We start from the raw sequence: 15487 nt of genomic DNA, 5'->3' as shown, positions 1-15487 counted from the left end.
CCTTCTTCAGCTAACGGGGCAGGTTAGTTTAAGGGTGTTGTTTTACTTGTCCTCAACAAACGGGCCATATTCTTGAATAAAAGAAAGAAATAATAGAAAATAAAATACAAGATCTAAATTATGCCATATTAATTATGATTCTGCTTATAAGGCATCCCCACCAAAAATATCGAATTTTTTTGAAGGGTGCAGCTTTTTAAGGTTTGATAAAGATAATAAATTCACCTGAATGTAACTTGATATAGGAGTGGAATAGATGAAACGTATATCGATTTTAATTGCTGAAGATGAGGAGGAGATTGCTGATCTGATTGCAATCCATCTAGAAAAAGAAGGATACCATGTCATTAAAGTACCTGATGGGCAAGAAGCCATACCTGTTATCCAGACTCAATCAATTGATTTGCTAATTTTGGATATTATGATGCCGAAAATGGATGGATATGAAGTAACCCGTCAGATTCGGGAACAATATAATATGCCTATCATTTTTTTGAGTGCGAAAACTTCTGATTTCGATAAGGTGCATGGACTAGTGATTGGTGCAGATGATTATATGACTAAACCATTTACCCCTATTGAATTGGTTGCACGTGTAAATGCTCAATTAAGACGCTTTATGAAGCTAAATCAACCCCAAAATGATAATAATTCTACACTAGAATTTGGCGGCTTGGTTATTTCACATGAGCAGCGTACAGTTACTTTATATGGTAAAAATATTGAGTTAACTCCTAAAGAGTTTGACATCTTGTATTTACTGTCCAGTCACCCAAAGAAGGTATACAGTGCAGAAAATATCTTCCAGCATGTTTGGGGAGATGCATATTATGAAAGTGCAAATACCGTAATGGTGCATATACGTACGTTACGTAAAAAATTGATGGATGATGCACGAAAAAATAAATGGATCAAAACTGTGTGGGGCGTCGGGTATGCATTCAATGGTTAAGGTTGTACGTAGTTTTCGATCCATGATGGTTCTATTATTTGGCTTAAGTATGTTGCTGTCTGGAATCATAACCTATTTAATCTTTAAGGGACTCCAATTTTATTATCATACATATGTCCAATTCGGTGAAACACTGTTTTTTTATCGTCAAATTTTGAACCATATTGGCGATATTAATTTCTTTTTACTAATATTTATTCCACTTTCTTTCTTATTTTTTTATTTACTTACTAAGCGTTATTCGATGTATTTCAAGGAGATTTCCACTGGTATTCGTTATCTTGCTCATGGGGATTTCTCCTATCGAGTTCAAATAAAATCAAATGATGAATTTGAAAATATTGCTCAAGATATTAATCAGGCGAGTGAAAAGTTAAAAGAAGCTATAGCAAGAGGAGATTTCTCGGAAAGTAGCAAGGAGCAGTTAGTAGTAAATTTAGCACATGATTTACGTACACCTCTGACCTCTGTTTTAGGATATTTGGATTTAATTCTTACAGAAAGGGATTTGACAAAAGAACAAGTTAGACATTTTTTAACGATTGCCTTTACCAAATCTCGGCGTTTAGAAAAGCTTATTGATGAATTATTTGAAATAACTAGAATGAATTACGGTATGCTACCAGTTGAAAAAAAACAAGTTAATCTAAGTGAGCTACTTTTTCAGTTAAACGAAGAATTATTTCCGATCTTCGAAAAAAATAATTTGATAGTTCGAATGAATATTCTGCCCCATTTACCTATTTTGGGTGATGGAGAGATGTTAGCTCGTGTGTTTGAAAATCTTTTGACCAATGCAAATCGTTATGGATACGATGGTCAGTTTGTAGATATTAACGGGTTTGTTGATGCAGGAGAAGTGGTTGTTCAGGTTGTGAATTATGGGGATAGTATTCCTCCGAATGAACTTCCATATCTTTTTGATATGTTTTATACCGGTGACAAAGCACGAACTCATCAAGAAGATAGCACAGGCCTTGGTTTATTCATTGCAAAGAATATTGTGGAGCAGCATAATGGAACGATTACGGCCGAAAGTAGTTTAATACGTACTGTATTTGAAGTTCGTTTACTGCAGGAAAGTGTTCCAATTGACCAAGTTTAAAAGTTTCATAAAGGATTTAAGAAAAATTTAAATTTTACCCCACTCTTTTTTTAAAAAGTTTTTCCTATTCTAGTATCAATAAGAATAAGGAGGAACGTGAAAATGAAGAAGTGGGGATTTTTATTGTTTTTAGTATTGTGCCTGAGTTTTGCATACGTTAATAAAGAATCGTCTTTTCAAGATAAAGTAGAGATTCAAAGATATGAAAAAAATAACAATGATCATTTAGATAATAGAGAGACTTCTGAAAGTTTCCAAACGAAAGAGATTACAAAAGAACTGGTCTATCAAGGAAATTTACTCTTGGTTAACAAAAAATATCCGGTGAAGCAAGAGAGTATAAAATCAGATGTTGTAAATTTATTTACTCACAAAGAATTGAAAAAGGGATACGAGTTGCTCAATAGTGAAATTTATTTATCAGAGGATGTCGCCCGTGAATTTTCGGAGATGATAGTTGCTGCTGAAAATGAGGGGATTCGCCATTTTTCAATTAATAGTGGCTTTCGAGACTTTGATGAGCAAAATGTACTTTATCAAGAAATGGGGTCTGACTATGCCTTGCCTGCAGGCCATAGTGAACACAATTTGGGTTTATCGCTTGATGTAGGATCTACCCAAATGAAAATGAATGAGGCACCTGAAGGTAAGTGGCTAGAAAAAAATGCTTGGAAATACGGCTTTATTATACGCTATCCAAAGGACAAAACGGCAATCACAGGCATTCAGTATGAACCTTGGCATATTCGCTATGTTGGATTGCCGCACAGTGTGATTATTGAGGGAAAGAATTTTTCTTTGGAAGAATATTTGGATTTCCTTAAAGAACAAAAGTCCATTTCAACTACTATACATGGTGAAAAATATGAGATCTCTTATTACCCTGTTACCAAAAATACGACCATTCATGTGCCTACCAATCTTCGTTATGAGATATCAGGCAACAATATGGATGGTGTAATTGTGACAGTGTTTCCCAGATCAACACATACTATTATCAAGGAGGTAAGGATGGCGGAATGAAAAAAACGAAATTAATGAACAGCATTATTGTACCAGCACTATTTGTCTTTTATATGTACGCATTACTTAAAATCATTCTATTTAAGTTCCGCTGGAGAGATTTGACCTTTCTCTGGCATCAACTTCAGAAGAATCTTGGGAACTCTGTTAATCTCATGAACCAATTGCAATTAGGTAATTTTATTCCGTTTAAATCAATATCCAATAATATTCAGAATCTATCGAGTCATGATTTAATTAATTTGGTTGGGAATATCGCAGTGTTCATACCATTTGGAATGTTTCTTGTATTATTGTCTAAAAATAAAGGGATGTCATTCATAGGCGTATTAGCTCGGTCTTTGAGTTTAAGTTTATGCTTGGAATGCTTACAGGTTGTTTTTTCTATCGGAATTTTTGATGTGGATGACCTAATACTAAACACCTTTGGGGGATTGCTTGGCTATTGTGTTTTCAAGCTTTATGACAAGTTTATAGTAATTACATCAAGCATTGTCCAAGATAGAGATATTGTTGAAAACCAGGAATTTAAAAATATCGAGGAAAGTGAAACCTACCATAAATAAAGGGTTCTGGTTATTTAGCTTAACGGGAACTGATACTAGAAACGCTGCTGCGGAGCAGCTGTTATTGTGTTAAATCATCTAATAGAAGCTCAGAAGTTATTCCAGAATTGGGCGCTTTTCTTTAATAAGATTGGATCTTCTATAATCGTGCACGATCATCGTCCCGCTGATTGCATATGTTGGGATGGTTGCCAGCAAGTTCAAGGTCAAAACATTTTTGGAAAATTAAAAAGTGAAGGAATTATACAAGAACAGTTGGATCAGGTCCATTCCCCAATCGGATTGGAAATGGGCTCGGAAACAACAGAAGAAATTGACATCAGTATTTTGGGGGAAATCATCAAATTAAGCAAGGAAAAAAAGCCTATGAAAGTAAAACAATTAAATAGACAATTAGAATAGAAGAATCTGGGGAAGAGTTCCTTTTATATAACGTAAGAAAGATAAACGCCTTCACACAAAAAAGGCTATAAAATCGCCGAAATCGCAAAAAACGCCTTCAAAAATCATTTTTGAGGGCGTTTTTTTACGTTTCGCATCTAAATATGCCCTCAAATATGAAAAAAGGCAGTTCGCTTTACCTCGCAAATCTCGATATTGTAGAAGTGCTGAAGACGCGGGATTTCAAATAAAGCCCTCGCAAAGGACAAGGTGATGAAAAGGTGTCATAAAAGATTCACATTCTAATGAAAAACCTATGACCTTTTTCTTCATTTATTTCTATATCAAGTATGAAGGAATTTTATTAGAAGAAAGGCAGTGGTTGAAGATGGCAAAATATCGAATGGTACGTACTGATTTTTGGAAGAATCCAATTGTTTCAGAAGAGATGACTCCGGAAGATAAGTATTTTTACCTTTATCTTCTTACGAATCCCAATACGACTCAAATTGGAATCTATAAGATTACAAAAAAACAAATGGCTTTTGATTTGGGCTATTCGATTGAGAGTGTACATTCGTTAATGGAACGATTCATCGTTCATCACAAAGTGATTCGTTACAATCCTGAAACGAGAGAACTCGCAATTAAAAACTGGGGGAAATATAACCTGCATAAAGGCGGGAAACCGGTCATGGATTGTATTTATTCCGAATTAAAAGATGTCGAGGATCTTTCACTTATTAAATATGTTTCGGAGGCGATTCAAAAACAGGAAATTCGCAGCGTATTTGAATCCTTTTGTGGGCAAGAAGAAAGGTTTAACAGCAATGATAGGAGTGAAGAAGATGAAAAAGATACATATGTCGATACTGAATGCGAAGAGTTAGATGATCCGTTCATGCAACGTTATACGATACGGGGACAAAAAGAAATTAAAAATATATTTAAAAATAAACAACAACAACAAGAAGCTTTAAATCCAAATATAGAGGAAAATCCTGACATCGAGAATCCATTACAGAATAATCAAAAAGATGTGAAAGAAATTGTTGAGTTTTGGGATAACAATGGATTTGGTTTTTCGAATGTGAATGCCAAACAACAGTTACTATCTTGGTTAGATGATTCTATCTTTTTACAGCCGAAAGAGGTGATTTTAAAAGCGATGAATATTGCTTGTGCCAATAACAAGCGAAAGCTGAGTTATGTGGTTGGGATTCTGAAAAACTGGGAAAATGAATCTTTACTATCCGTCGAAGAAATTGATTCCTTTCATGAGAACCAAAAGTCCGTATCAAAGCATAGACAATCAATCGAATCGTTTCCTGCCGGAAGAGCTATTCCAAGTGGATTTGAACTTGACCTGACGGCAGGTGAAGAGGAATGAGCATCGCCGAAAAAGCGTTTTTAGGGAGCTTGATGAAGGCGGAGTATTTGCTCAAGGATACCGTCATCCAACCTGAACAGCTGGAAAGTACACGGCATAAAGAAATCATGCGCAGAATGGTGGAGTTAAACCGTGTGGGGAAGCATATTGATTTGATCACCTTGACCACCTTACCAGACCTCGATACATTAGGAGGAATGTCTTACCTATCGGAGCTGTTATCTTACGCGGATCTTGAGAAATTTGACGGTACGGAGAAGCTCATTCTTGAGCTGTGGAAGGAACGGGAAAAGAGAAATATCTTGACGGTTGCAGCGATGAATGATTGGGAGATTGCTAGAGTCATTGCTGAATTGGATAAAATTAACCAAATGAAGATGGAGGATCACACGTCCTTACAACAAGCGTTATCAGATATCTATGAGGCACCCTGGGAAGATCAACTACGCCAGAAAAGTGCCACAACAGGCATCAAAAAGCTCGACGAAGTAACGGGAGGCTTCCAGAACGGGGAAGTGATGATTCTAGCAGCTAGACCATCGATGGGAAAAACCGATGTGATGCTTCATTTTGCCAAAATGACGGGTTGGGCAGGGTTTCTGCCACTCGTATTTTCCTTGGAAATGCCTGAAAGGCTGATCACCACTCGATTAATGGCTTCGACAGGAGGCTTTAACCGTTCAAAAATGCGGGATCCAAAAAAAATGCTTAATCAAAATCAAAAGAATAAATGGTCGGATGTGATTGGTGATCTTGCTGAAACCCATATGCAAATTTTTGATGGGGCAGGACAATCCATTGCTGAAATGAGAGCGAAAACGCGAAAGATGATGAGCCAATTTCCATATAAGAAACCAATCCTTTTTATCGATTACTTAACCCTGATCCAATCTGGTCAATTTTACGGAGGGAATTCTCACTTACAAGTAACGGAAATATCCAAATCTCTTAAAACGATGGCAAAGGATTTTGATTGCCCAGTCATTTGTTTGGCCCAGCTTAATCGCTCGGTGGAATCAAGAGCAGATAAACGGCCGATGATGTCTGATATTCGGGAATCGGGCAGTGTCGAACAGGACGCCGATGTTATTTTGTTCTTATATCGTGCGTCGTATTATGACAAGGACACGGACAATCATTCTCTTGAAATCATTGTCTCGAAAAACCGAAATGGTCCCGTTGGAAGCATCACTGTAAATTACAACGAGCATACAGGGAGGATTGAGGACCAGAAGGAATCGAGTCCTACCGTTGTATAACCTCTATTTAGCCAAAAAAAATCTTATATCGAGGTGTGATCACATGATTGTGAAAGATCTTTACATGGATTGTTTCCGTTATGAAGAATCCTCATTGGCCCATTGCATCTACCATTTACTAGCAGAGCAGAAAATTTCATTAGATGATGACATATCTAAAATAGACTTAGAACAAGCAGATCATCAGAAAGTAAGGAAATTGATTCAAAACAATGTATTAGGTATTCATAAAGTGGGTATCTACTCACTGAAGATGAACCAGAAGGAGTTTGTCTTTATCTTTGCAGCCAACAAGCAAGAAGCGATTCAATTTTATACCAAAACATTTCATCAAAACCCATTGAACTGTCACGAGTATTCCCTAGATTACCAGCTTGCTAGAGGAAATGAAGTGATTTCGTTTCGGGACATGAGAAAGGAATTCATGAGTTTTCCAGCTATAGCGGGGTATTTTAAGAGAAATCCATAGGGACGGTTCTCATGGCTCAATGGATGTTTTTTTTTAGTCCACAAGAACCGTCCCCATGGCCCTTTATATGCACGCCCTTGCAGCCAAAAAACATTATATTCCCTTTTATACAGCAACCTCTAGTCAAACAATCGACTTTTCTATTCAAAGCGGCGCTGATATTGAAGTGGAATTTCGCGGTGCAGAGGAAGTTACATCCCTATATGGACAGCGCCTTGCTCCGTAGGGAGCGGAAGCAATTTATCCGTCTTTTGATATTACGCCAAACGAATACCATTCGGGAATTATCACCTGTTCCATTAAATCTATGTTTACTGGAGACCATACCTTTTTTAATCATTTTTGCAAAACATAAAGGAAAAGTGGGCATTGAGGAACTTGATCAATGCTCATAAGCCTATCTTTTGGAAAAAACATTGTTAGTCGAAGGAATAGGTAGTACAATCCCAGTGTATTAAACTAGTCGTTTTCTTTCCTCTCCATCCTGCTTTTATTAGCTCCTTCGCTATTAAGCTATTAAAAAATCCATGTCCGACTAAGGCTACTCGGTTATGTTCATGTGCATACTTTATTAATACTTTAGCGGCTCTTCTCGCTCTTGCTTCAGCATCTCCTATGGACTCGCAGTTCCTCGAATAACCGCTAAACCATAAACACCATAATAGGACGGCCCAGATGGTAGGATTTAATTTCAATCCCCCATAGTCTGTGGAAGGAGTTGGTAACTCTGTTTCACGAAATAAAGGGTTTATTCTTGCTTTCCGATTTGGATTTAAAATGCCTGCAGACTCAATGGATCTTTTCAAATCACTGGTGAGTACAGCAGCGGCGCTCCTTATTTTTTCAAGAGTTTCGGTCGGATAGGAGTTTTCTTCAAATACTCCATGACTATCATACTGTTCCATCCAATCTATAAATTTTTCACATGAGATGGGCTTATTGTCGGTAAATCTGGACCTGCCATGTCGAATTAATGAAATTTCCATTAGGATTCTCCTATTTTGATTTTTCAATTATCAATGGTTATATTATTCCTTTTCATTAAGTTTCGTACTGCTTTAAAACTGATACCATCGGATCCATAATGGGAGCAACTCTTGGGGGGGGCACTTGGATTCATATGTTTCACGTAAAAAAGCAGCCCTTCTGGACTACTTTTAAAAACATAGGGACGGTTCTCATGGCTCTAAGGATGTTATTTTAGTATTGTCAACAAGAAGTCCCCATGGAACTTCTGATTCCCTTGAATATCCTTATTGAATTGTAGATGATCGTGTTGATTATTGTAGGAAGGGCCGCTTTTCTCTTGCATCTCGATTCCTATTGGCAAAAGATTTTTATAGGACAAAGTGAGTATATTCAAGCCGAATTTCTTGCTTTAGAATAGGAAGATAGATACTAAAATAATCGAAAAGGAGCGGAGAAAATGATCCGAAAACGATTGACCATTCTTGCTTTAGCCGGCATGCTTCTTTGCGAGATAATCGTCCCGGCAAACTGGTCAAAAAATGTGGCTGCAGAAACAAACCATGTCACAACCTTACCTGGTGACATGATCGGAATTTATTCAATCAGTGATTTGCAAAACATTCAGGGAAATTTAAGTGGAAAGTATCTTCTGATGGCAAACATTGATGCAAGTGCGATTGCAAACTGGCAGGCAATTGGAGGTTCAACAAATCCTTTTACTGGAACCTTCGATGGAAACGGCTATATCATTTCTGGATTGCATACGAAAGTTGAATCGAGTGAACCTGTTTACGCCGGTTTCTTTGGGTATGCAAAAAATGCAAAAATCATGAATCTAACAATGGAAAATAGTGATATTCGGGCAAAGAATTCCTCCTTTGATGCAAATAATTCGTATGCTTATGCAGGTGGATTAGTTGGGTTTGGGTACAATGTGACGATCACCAATTGTCAGACGTCTGGGAATGTAACAGCGGATTCAGTATTTAATGGCTTTGCTGGAGGTTTTGTTGGTTACCTCGATAGCGATTACAACAAATTATCGGCTATATTATCCAGCCAAAACGAGAGTACGGTGACTGGAAAAACAAACGCTGGTGGGTTTGTTGGAAAGGCGTATCGAACAACATTCAAAGATGTCGTGAACAAAGGCGATTTAACGAAAGGTGAAAGTCGATATACTGGTGGGATAGTTGGTGAAATGAGCCTCAACTCAACCATTGAAAACGCAACAAATGATGGAAACGTCACATATACATACGATGGTGGCGGTATCGTAGGATACGCTTCAAATGGTAGAATTACAAACAGTCGAAATAACGGCTCCGTTGTTGGAAAAACCGATTCTTCAGATGGTGGCGGTATTGTCGGTTCCGGAAACTCGTTGTTTCTTCAAACAAGTGAAAACCACGGAAATGTGACTTCAGTAGCGAATGGAAGTGAGCTTGGGGGAATTGCCGGTTCACTTATGGGACAATCAGCGGTTTTGAAATCATTTAATACAGCGGATGTGAGAGGGCCAAATGGATGGTCAACTTACGGAAATGCTGGCGGAATCGTCGGTACAAATTACAGTTCTATCATTGCGCAAACCTACAATACAGCTTTAGTCACCGGTAAATATGCAGGTGGGATTGTTGCAAGTAGCTCGAATGGGTCCATCGAAGATAGTTTTAATTTAGGGAATCTCACCGGAACAACAGCTGGTGGAATCCTTGGAAAAGGAACTGGTGGTTCCATCAAACAGACGTACAATCTTGGTCGAACTAACTTTTACTCGTCAGAAACAGGCAATCTCGTTGGTTCTTATAGCTCTCAACTTGAACACAATTATTTCTACATTTCATCAAAGGAACCGTTTTTTACCGGAACTGGTGTCAAACAAGCCACTTTTGAAGAGATGAAACAAAGTGATACGTTTGAAGGGTTTGATTTTTCAACAAAATGGACGATTAGCGGGACCTCTCGTTATCGATTCCCACAATTAATTGGCATGCCAGACCCTACAAACGAATGTAGTTTAGTTGTTTCGATGCGTTCGTTCCCAACTAAAACGATCTATAAAAAAGATGAATCACTGGATGTGACAGGTGCATCAATCAACGTACAAACCACTTTTGGAAACACTCAAACCATTCCTGTATCAAGTGACATGGTAAGTGGATTTGATGGGACGAAACCTGGTGTTCAGTACCTTACTGTCTCATATAACGGTGGAACGACTTTTTTTGAGGTTACTGTGAAAAACCGCTTCACTGTCACCTTCACTGATGAACAAGGCAATGTGTTAAAAACGGAATCCGTTGATGAAGGCGAATCTGCAACACCACCTTCACCTCCTGAACGAGAAGGTTATACATTTAGTGGTTGGACAGGTGATACCAAAACGATCACGTCAAACAGTACGTTTGCTGCTGTTTATACGATGGATGAATACACGGTGACAGTAGTTGATGACGGAAACGTTATTGAACAAAGTAAGGTTGGATCACAGTACACAGTAGAACTACCAAATGTACGTGAGAAAGAAGGCTATACCTTACTTGGATGGTTCAGTGATCCATTTTACAAAACGCGCTACGAGTTTTTTGAGCGAATTCATGAAGATACGACGATTTATGCACAGTTTGTGAAAAACCCGGGTTTACCCAAAGGCTTTAAAGTGATTGGGAGCAGTACATTTGGCGTTAAGCTCGCTTGGGATAAAGTAGACGGTGCGGACGGCTATGAAGTGGTAAGTAGTACAACACCAAATGGACCGTTTAATATGAGTAGTCAACCTGGTGACGTGAATACACTACATGCAAACTACTACACACCAGGAAAAACGATTTATTTTAAAATCCGAGCGCTAAATCATGTTGGTGACCAGATTGTCTATGGTCCGTTTAGCGAAGAATTGTCAGGGAAAACAGTATTCCAAGGGGTCAGTAATGTAAAAATAACTAGCACAAGTTATGATACGGCGACTCTCACATGGACGCGTTCAAGTTCAGCCGGAAAATATGAAGGTTACGAAGTGTTACGAAGCACTTCCCCAAACGGAACGTATAAAGTCGTTGGAACGGTCTATTTCGGTCAACCGACTAAGTATACCGACAAAGGCATTGCAACCGGAACAACTTACTATTACAAAGTCAGAGCAGTTGAGACGATGATGAGCGTATCTTACAGCAGTCCTCTTAGTTCGCCAGTGAGTACCACACCTGTTCTTCCTGCGGTGAAGTCCGTGAAAGCAACAGCAACAGGATATCAAAGTGCAACGGTTTCTTGGTATGATACACCAGGTGCAACAGGGTTTGAAATCTACCGAGGCTCAACCTCGACAGGAACATTTACACTTGTCAAAAGCTACACAAACAATAATACAAAAAGTTTTTCTGATAGTAAGCTCACGACCGGAAAACCGGTTTACTACAAAGTTCGTGCGGTTCGCGTGGTAAACGGAAAAAAAGTGTTCGGACCGTATACAACTGTCAGTGCTGTACCAACGCTAGCGAAACCAGCAAAACTAATGGTGTTAAAAGCGAGTTCAACATCATCGAAAGTGTCGTGGAGTAAAGTTAGTGAAGCAAGTGGTTACGAAATTCCTCGCGCAACAAGTAGTAAAGGGAAGTATACCGTCATCAAGACAATCACGAGTGGCTCGACACTGACGTATACAAATACAAGGCTCTCAAAAGGTAAGACCTATTATTACAAAGTGAGAACGTATCGAATGGTGAATGGTAAGAAATTATATAGTGCATCAACTAGTATTGTTATGGTTAAGTTCTAAACAAAAAACCATTGTGCGAATTAACGCGCATTGGTTTTTTGTTTTTTTTGTTTTCTTCCAATCAAGGCAAAGCTTTCGTTTTGATCACTATAAAACTCATATGAAAACAAGAGTTGGTCCATTTAGGTTTCTACAAATAAGTACTTGATTAAGTTACTGTCCTGATTCCTTCCACTTTTTATTTCTAGCAACATAAGATCCTGCTGATCCCTTTTTTTCGTCGAAAACAATTCAAATCCAATTTGTTGATTAAAATCTTCTAATCGTTCTTTCTCTTTATCTTAGGAGTCGGTGATCGGCTCCTATTGTGCGACGGGCAGTCGCATAGGGTGCTGACCCAGTCAGCACCCTTCATTTTCTTATCTAGACAGAGACGAAACTTCGGTGTAACGACTGGACGAAGGATAAATTAATGAATTCCAGAGGGTGAAAACCCATCATCGAGGAGACTGACCTAGCTCAAGAAGTCTAATCTAGGGCATTATCGTGAGGTAGTGTCTGAAGGAGATGCGGTAAATCAAGAGACCGGTAGACGAAAAGATAGACCTTATGTCCTTTCTTGTTCAACAAACGCCATTGGATAGTTGAAGATCAAAAGCTGCTTAATTGAAGCTCTTTTAGTTGAAATAATAAACATGAAGAATTGAAAAAGAAGCGGTAAAATAAGCGATTGAGTAATGTTTTTAATTAATAAATAGAACTATGCATTGTTTTACAAACAAATGGATCATTAACAACAGATAGCACAGGAACATGGTATAAAAATCCAATTAGCTGACGGAACCTTCGGATGGGTTTCAAAAACGTATGTTGTACAAGAACTTAAATAAAAAACAAAATTGACTCAGTTATCTGAGTCAATTTTGTTTGCTAGATTAATTGTTTAACAATTTTAAATATCAGCTATGATACAATAGAGTAATAGTTCATATATAAATAGATTGGGGAGTCGGGACTTGAAATCAATCTTATTAAAAGTAGGTTTATTAACAACACTTTCTGTTGGATTAGTCACTGGAAAAACATCTGCGGCAGAAATGGATTGGGCTACAAAATGTTTACCAATGGGCAAAATCAATCCAAATGAAAATCCAAATTATCAACAAATCAATTGCTTATTAACGAACGCTGCATTAAGTAAGAATATACCGCCTGAAGTTGTAAAAGCGGTGGCTGAGCAGGAATCAGCTTGGAGGCAGTTTGATGCAAACGGTAAAGTCGTTTCTGACGGTCCAGATGATGCTGAGCTTAGAGGGTATGGAATTATGCAAGTTACTGACTCTGTGCCGGATCAAGAAAGAGTTAAGAGCGATATCATTTATAATATTGACCAAGGTGTGAATATTTTAAATCAAAAGTACGAATTACAAAATTCATCTAGTATCCCTAGAATTAAGGGCGCGGGAAGAGAAATCATTGAAAATTGGTATTTTCCAGTTATGGCATACAATGGCATAGTGCCAGCTAACAGCCCAATTTTCCGTAGCGGCGGAGCTAGGAATTGGAATACATATCAAGATAAAGTATTTAGTAAAATTGAAGATCAAAGCTTTTATAATGATACAAAATTAGCTCAATATCCATTTGAGTATAACGATTTTGAGTATGATACGAATAATAGTAAATATTTCAAATTTAATAAGTTAGAATACATTTTGACTGACGAGCTTCATGAGTCAGGTTATTTACTAAAACAAGGCGATAAGGTAATAGTAACCGAGAATGATACGAAATTAAGGGAACGACCTACTAGATACTCAGCGGGGAAAGAACAACCTTTAAATAAGACTTTTATTATTAGTGGAGATTTTAAATACACTGAACCAAATAGCAGTGACTTTAAAGAAAAACACTATGTTTGGTTCCCAGTTAAATCTACTGATGGAGCTTTATCAGGTTACATCTCATCTGCTTATTTAGCGAAAAAGAAAGATTTCGTTGATCCAGTTGTAACTGGCGTTAAAAATAATTCCTATTACAATAAAGACGTAAAGATTACTTATGATGAAGGTACAGCCTTATTAAATGGAGTTGCCTTTAACAATGGCAATACAGTTACCAAAGAGGGTAAATATACATTAGTTGTAAAAGATGAAGAAAGTAACACAACAACAATTACGTTTACAATTGATAAAACAAGACCAGTTACACCATATATGAATAGTGTGTCAGATCTTTCAACTACGGTAACAGGAAAAGCTGAAGCTGGCTCAACAGTTAAATTATCAATCAACGGTAAATATCAAAAAAGTACAACAGCGGCACCAAATGGAAGCTTTAAGTTTACAATTTATAAACAAAAAAGCGGTATAATAGTTAGTGTAACTTCTACTGACAAAGCAGGAAATGTAAGCCCTGTGAGATCTAAAACGGTAGTTGATAAAACACCGCCGGCTATAACTAAGATTAATACGGTCACTACTAAATCGAAATCTGTAAGTGGTAGTGCTGAGAAGTATGCTACTATAAGGATATATAAAGGAAGTACATTACTTAATAAAGGAGCAGTTTATTCAACTGGTAAGTTTTCTGTGGCAATTCCAGCTCAGAAAGTAAATACTTATTTGAAAGTAACTGTTACTGATAAAGCAGGAAATGTAAACAGTCGTACAATAAAGGTAGTAAAATAATGAATGCGATGTGATAAGAAACGAGTTTTCTTATTGCATCGTATTTTTTTGTGGGGGAGAAGACAGGGATGCTGCAAATAAAATTAGCAAAATCGCAAATAAATAACCAAAATCTGCATCGAGCCTCCCCATTTAGATAAAAAACAATCAATACGAACAAAAAATCACTTAAAACTGACCAAACAATTTAAAAATCCACTCAAAATTTAACAAAAATCACCCAATTTTCATCAAAATCACACAAAAAAAAGAACGCCAATCAAAAGCCTTCTCCCACAAATCAAATTAATTCTATTTAGAATATGGCGCAGACATTGATCCAGACGCATTAGGCGAACCACCAATTTTCGAAACAACTTACGATGTTGATGATGTGAAAACATTCCAATATCTAGTTGAAAAAGGTGGAAATAGTACACACCACCAATTAGCTCCTTGACCTGCACCAATTAGTCGGAAAATTGTACTAATATCTTTATTTGATCCTAAATGTGCCAGAAAAAGAAGCCAAACAATCGGCTTCGTTTTTATTTAGTCAGATTAATTTATGATTTTTTTTACTGAGTTAATATGGCATTTCCTCGATACGAAATGAAAAGCTAGTGAAGAGCGCCGCATTAACAATGGAGTTGGAAGTGGAAAACCGAAGGGATTCATAAGGACGACTAGTAGCCTATGTTGATGTCGATGGCAAATCGGTTCAAGAAACGCTACTGTGAAGATGAGAATCTAGCAAAAAGGAGCAAATTAAACATCTGGATCAGGACGAACTTTGTAACGAAATGGGGATTTAATGGGTGTGTGCCTTAATATAATAAATCTTAGATCATAAAAATAAATCTATTAAAAAGTTTAGTAGCCGCCATTGACCCCTGCCTAGATCAAAAAAAGAACGTCCTATATGAATTTGGACAAGTTCTTAATGAATATATTTATGACATGCTGGTTTGAATGGGGGGAATTTA

Annotated in this window: 13 protein-coding genes; 11 read left to right on the top strand and 2 right to left on the bottom strand. The window is 37.4% G+C overall.

The genetic code is table 11. The features are described from left to right. The first annotated feature begins 256 nt into the window (after window positions 1-256). From vanR to KW850_RS06065, 9 genes are all read left to right on the top strand, one after another. Complete coding sequence (gene vanR / locus KW850_RS06105; RefSeq protein WP_218346689.1) at window positions 257-952, top strand: vancomycin resistance response regulator transcription factor, VanR-F/VanR-M family; 696 nt, start codon at window positions 257-259, stop codon at window positions 950-952. Continuing rightward, window positions 945-2057 (top strand): sensor histidine kinase, encoded by a 1113-nt coding sequence (locus KW850_RS06100; RefSeq protein ID WP_218346853.1) that lies wholly within the window; start codon window positions 945-947, stop codon window positions 2055-2057. Before vanR ends, KW850_RS06100 begins: the two co-directional genes overlap by 8 nt. 102 nt (window positions 2058-2159) lie before the next feature. After that, entirely contained in the window at window positions 2160-3080 is a 921-nt protein-coding gene (vanY, locus tag KW850_RS06095; RefSeq protein WP_218346688.1) for a VanY-A/VanY-F/VanY-M family D-Ala-D-Ala carboxypeptidase, read from the top strand. Continuing rightward, complete coding sequence (locus KW850_RS06090; protein ID WP_218346687.1) at window positions 3077-3646, top strand: VanZ family protein; 570 nt, start codon at window positions 3077-3079, stop codon at window positions 3644-3646. The genes vanY and KW850_RS06090 overlap by 4 nt, the downstream gene beginning before the upstream one ends. Before the next feature lie 66 nt (window positions 3647-3712). After that, complete coding sequence (locus KW850_RS34010) at window positions 3713-4048, top strand: XdhC family protein (protein WP_218346686.1); 336 nt, start codon at window positions 3713-3715, stop codon at window positions 4046-4048. Window positions 4049-4415: 367 nt separating this feature from the next. Next, window positions 4416-5417 carry a DnaD domain protein gene (locus KW850_RS06080; RefSeq protein WP_256358115.1) on the top strand — a complete coding sequence of 334 codons (1002 nt, stop codon included), beginning with the start codon at window positions 4416-4418 and terminating at the stop codon, window positions 5415-5417. Continuing rightward, window positions 5414-6676: a replicative DNA helicase gene (locus KW850_RS06075; RefSeq protein WP_218346685.1), complete on the top strand. Its 1263-nt coding sequence runs from the start codon at window positions 5414-5416 to the stop codon at window positions 6674-6676. Before KW850_RS06080 ends, KW850_RS06075 begins: the two co-directional genes overlap by 4 nt. Window positions 6677-6719: 43 nt before the next feature. After that, the gene (locus KW850_RS06070; protein ID WP_218346684.1) at window positions 6720-7145 is read left to right on the top strand and encodes a hypothetical protein; all 426 of its coding nucleotides are present in this window, start codon (window positions 6720-6722) and stop codon (window positions 7143-7145) included. 55 nt (window positions 7146-7200) lie between these two features. Continuing rightward, window positions 7201-7371, top strand: coding sequence for a hypothetical protein (locus KW850_RS06065; protein ID WP_218346683.1), 171 nt, complete (start codon window positions 7201-7203; stop codon window positions 7369-7371). A 193-nt stretch (window positions 7372-7564) separates the two neighbouring features. Here the strand turns inward: KW850_RS06065 and KW850_RS06060 are convergent, their stop codons facing one another. Continuing rightward, window positions 7565-8131, bottom strand: coding sequence for a histidine phosphatase family protein (locus KW850_RS06060; RefSeq protein WP_218346682.1), 567 nt, complete (start codon window positions 8129-8131; stop codon window positions 7565-7567). Between the two features lie 440 nt (window positions 8132-8571). Between KW850_RS06060 and KW850_RS06055 the strand changes: the two genes are divergently transcribed. Together KW850_RS06055 and KW850_RS06050 are read left to right on the top strand one after the other, a co-directional pair. After that, complete coding sequence (locus KW850_RS06055) at window positions 8572-11892, top strand: InlB B-repeat-containing protein (protein WP_218346681.1); 3321 nt, start codon at window positions 8572-8574, stop codon at window positions 11890-11892. Window positions 11893-12848: 956 nt separating this feature from the next. Then, window positions 12849-14522, top strand: a complete 1674-nt coding sequence (locus KW850_RS06050) for an Ig-like domain-containing protein (RefSeq protein WP_218346680.1) — start codon at window positions 12849-12851, stop codon at window positions 14520-14522. 357 nt (window positions 14523-14879) lie between these two features. On the opposite strand, the gene KW850_RS34215 is transcribed toward KW850_RS06050, so the two are convergent. Further along, window positions 14880-14984: a stage II sporulation protein R gene (locus KW850_RS34215; RefSeq protein ID WP_374226281.1), complete on the bottom strand. Its 105-nt coding sequence runs from the start codon at window positions 14982-14984 to the stop codon at window positions 14880-14882. Window positions 14985-15487: the final 503 nt, after the last annotated feature.

Source organism: Bacillus sp. sid0103 (assembly GCF_019219025.1).
Note: the sequence above shows the minus strand (reverse complement) of the source record. Positions and strands in the feature narration are given on the sequence as shown.

Bases quoted from the DNA above. Each gene is read 5' to 3' on its own strand.
- KW850_RS06090 (WP_218346687.1), top strand. From the start codon at position 3,077: ATGAAAAAAACGAAATTAATGAACAGCATTATTGTACCAGCACTATTT.
- KW850_RS06100 (WP_218346853.1), top strand. From the start codon at position 945: ATGGTTAAGGTTGTACGTAGTTTTCGATCCATGATGGTTCTATTATTT.
- KW850_RS06055 (WP_218346681.1), top strand. From the start codon at position 8,572: ATGATCCGAAAACGATTGACCATTCTTGCTTTAGCCGGCATGCTTCTT.
- KW850_RS06060 (WP_218346682.1), bottom strand. From the start codon at position 8,131: ATGGAAATTTCATTAATTCGACATGGCAGGTCCAGATTTACCGACAAT.
- vanR (WP_218346689.1), top strand. From the start codon at position 257: ATGAAACGTATATCGATTTTAATTGCTGAAGATGAGGAGGAGATTGCT.
- KW850_RS06065 (WP_218346683.1), top strand. From the start codon at position 7,201: ATGGCCCTTTATATGCACGCCCTTGCAGCCAAAAAACATTATATTCCC.
- KW850_RS06075 (WP_218346685.1), top strand. From the start codon at position 5,414: ATGAGCATCGCCGAAAAAGCGTTTTTAGGGAGCTTGATGAAGGCGGAG.
- vanY (WP_218346688.1), top strand. From the start codon at position 2,160: ATGAAGAAGTGGGGATTTTTATTGTTTTTAGTATTGTGCCTGAGTTTT.
- KW850_RS06080 (WP_256358115.1), top strand. From the start codon at position 4,416: ATGGCAAAATATCGAATGGTACGTACTGATTTTTGGAAGAATCCAATT.
- KW850_RS06070 (WP_218346684.1), top strand. From the start codon at position 6,720: ATGATTGTGAAAGATCTTTACATGGATTGTTTCCGTTATGAAGAATCC.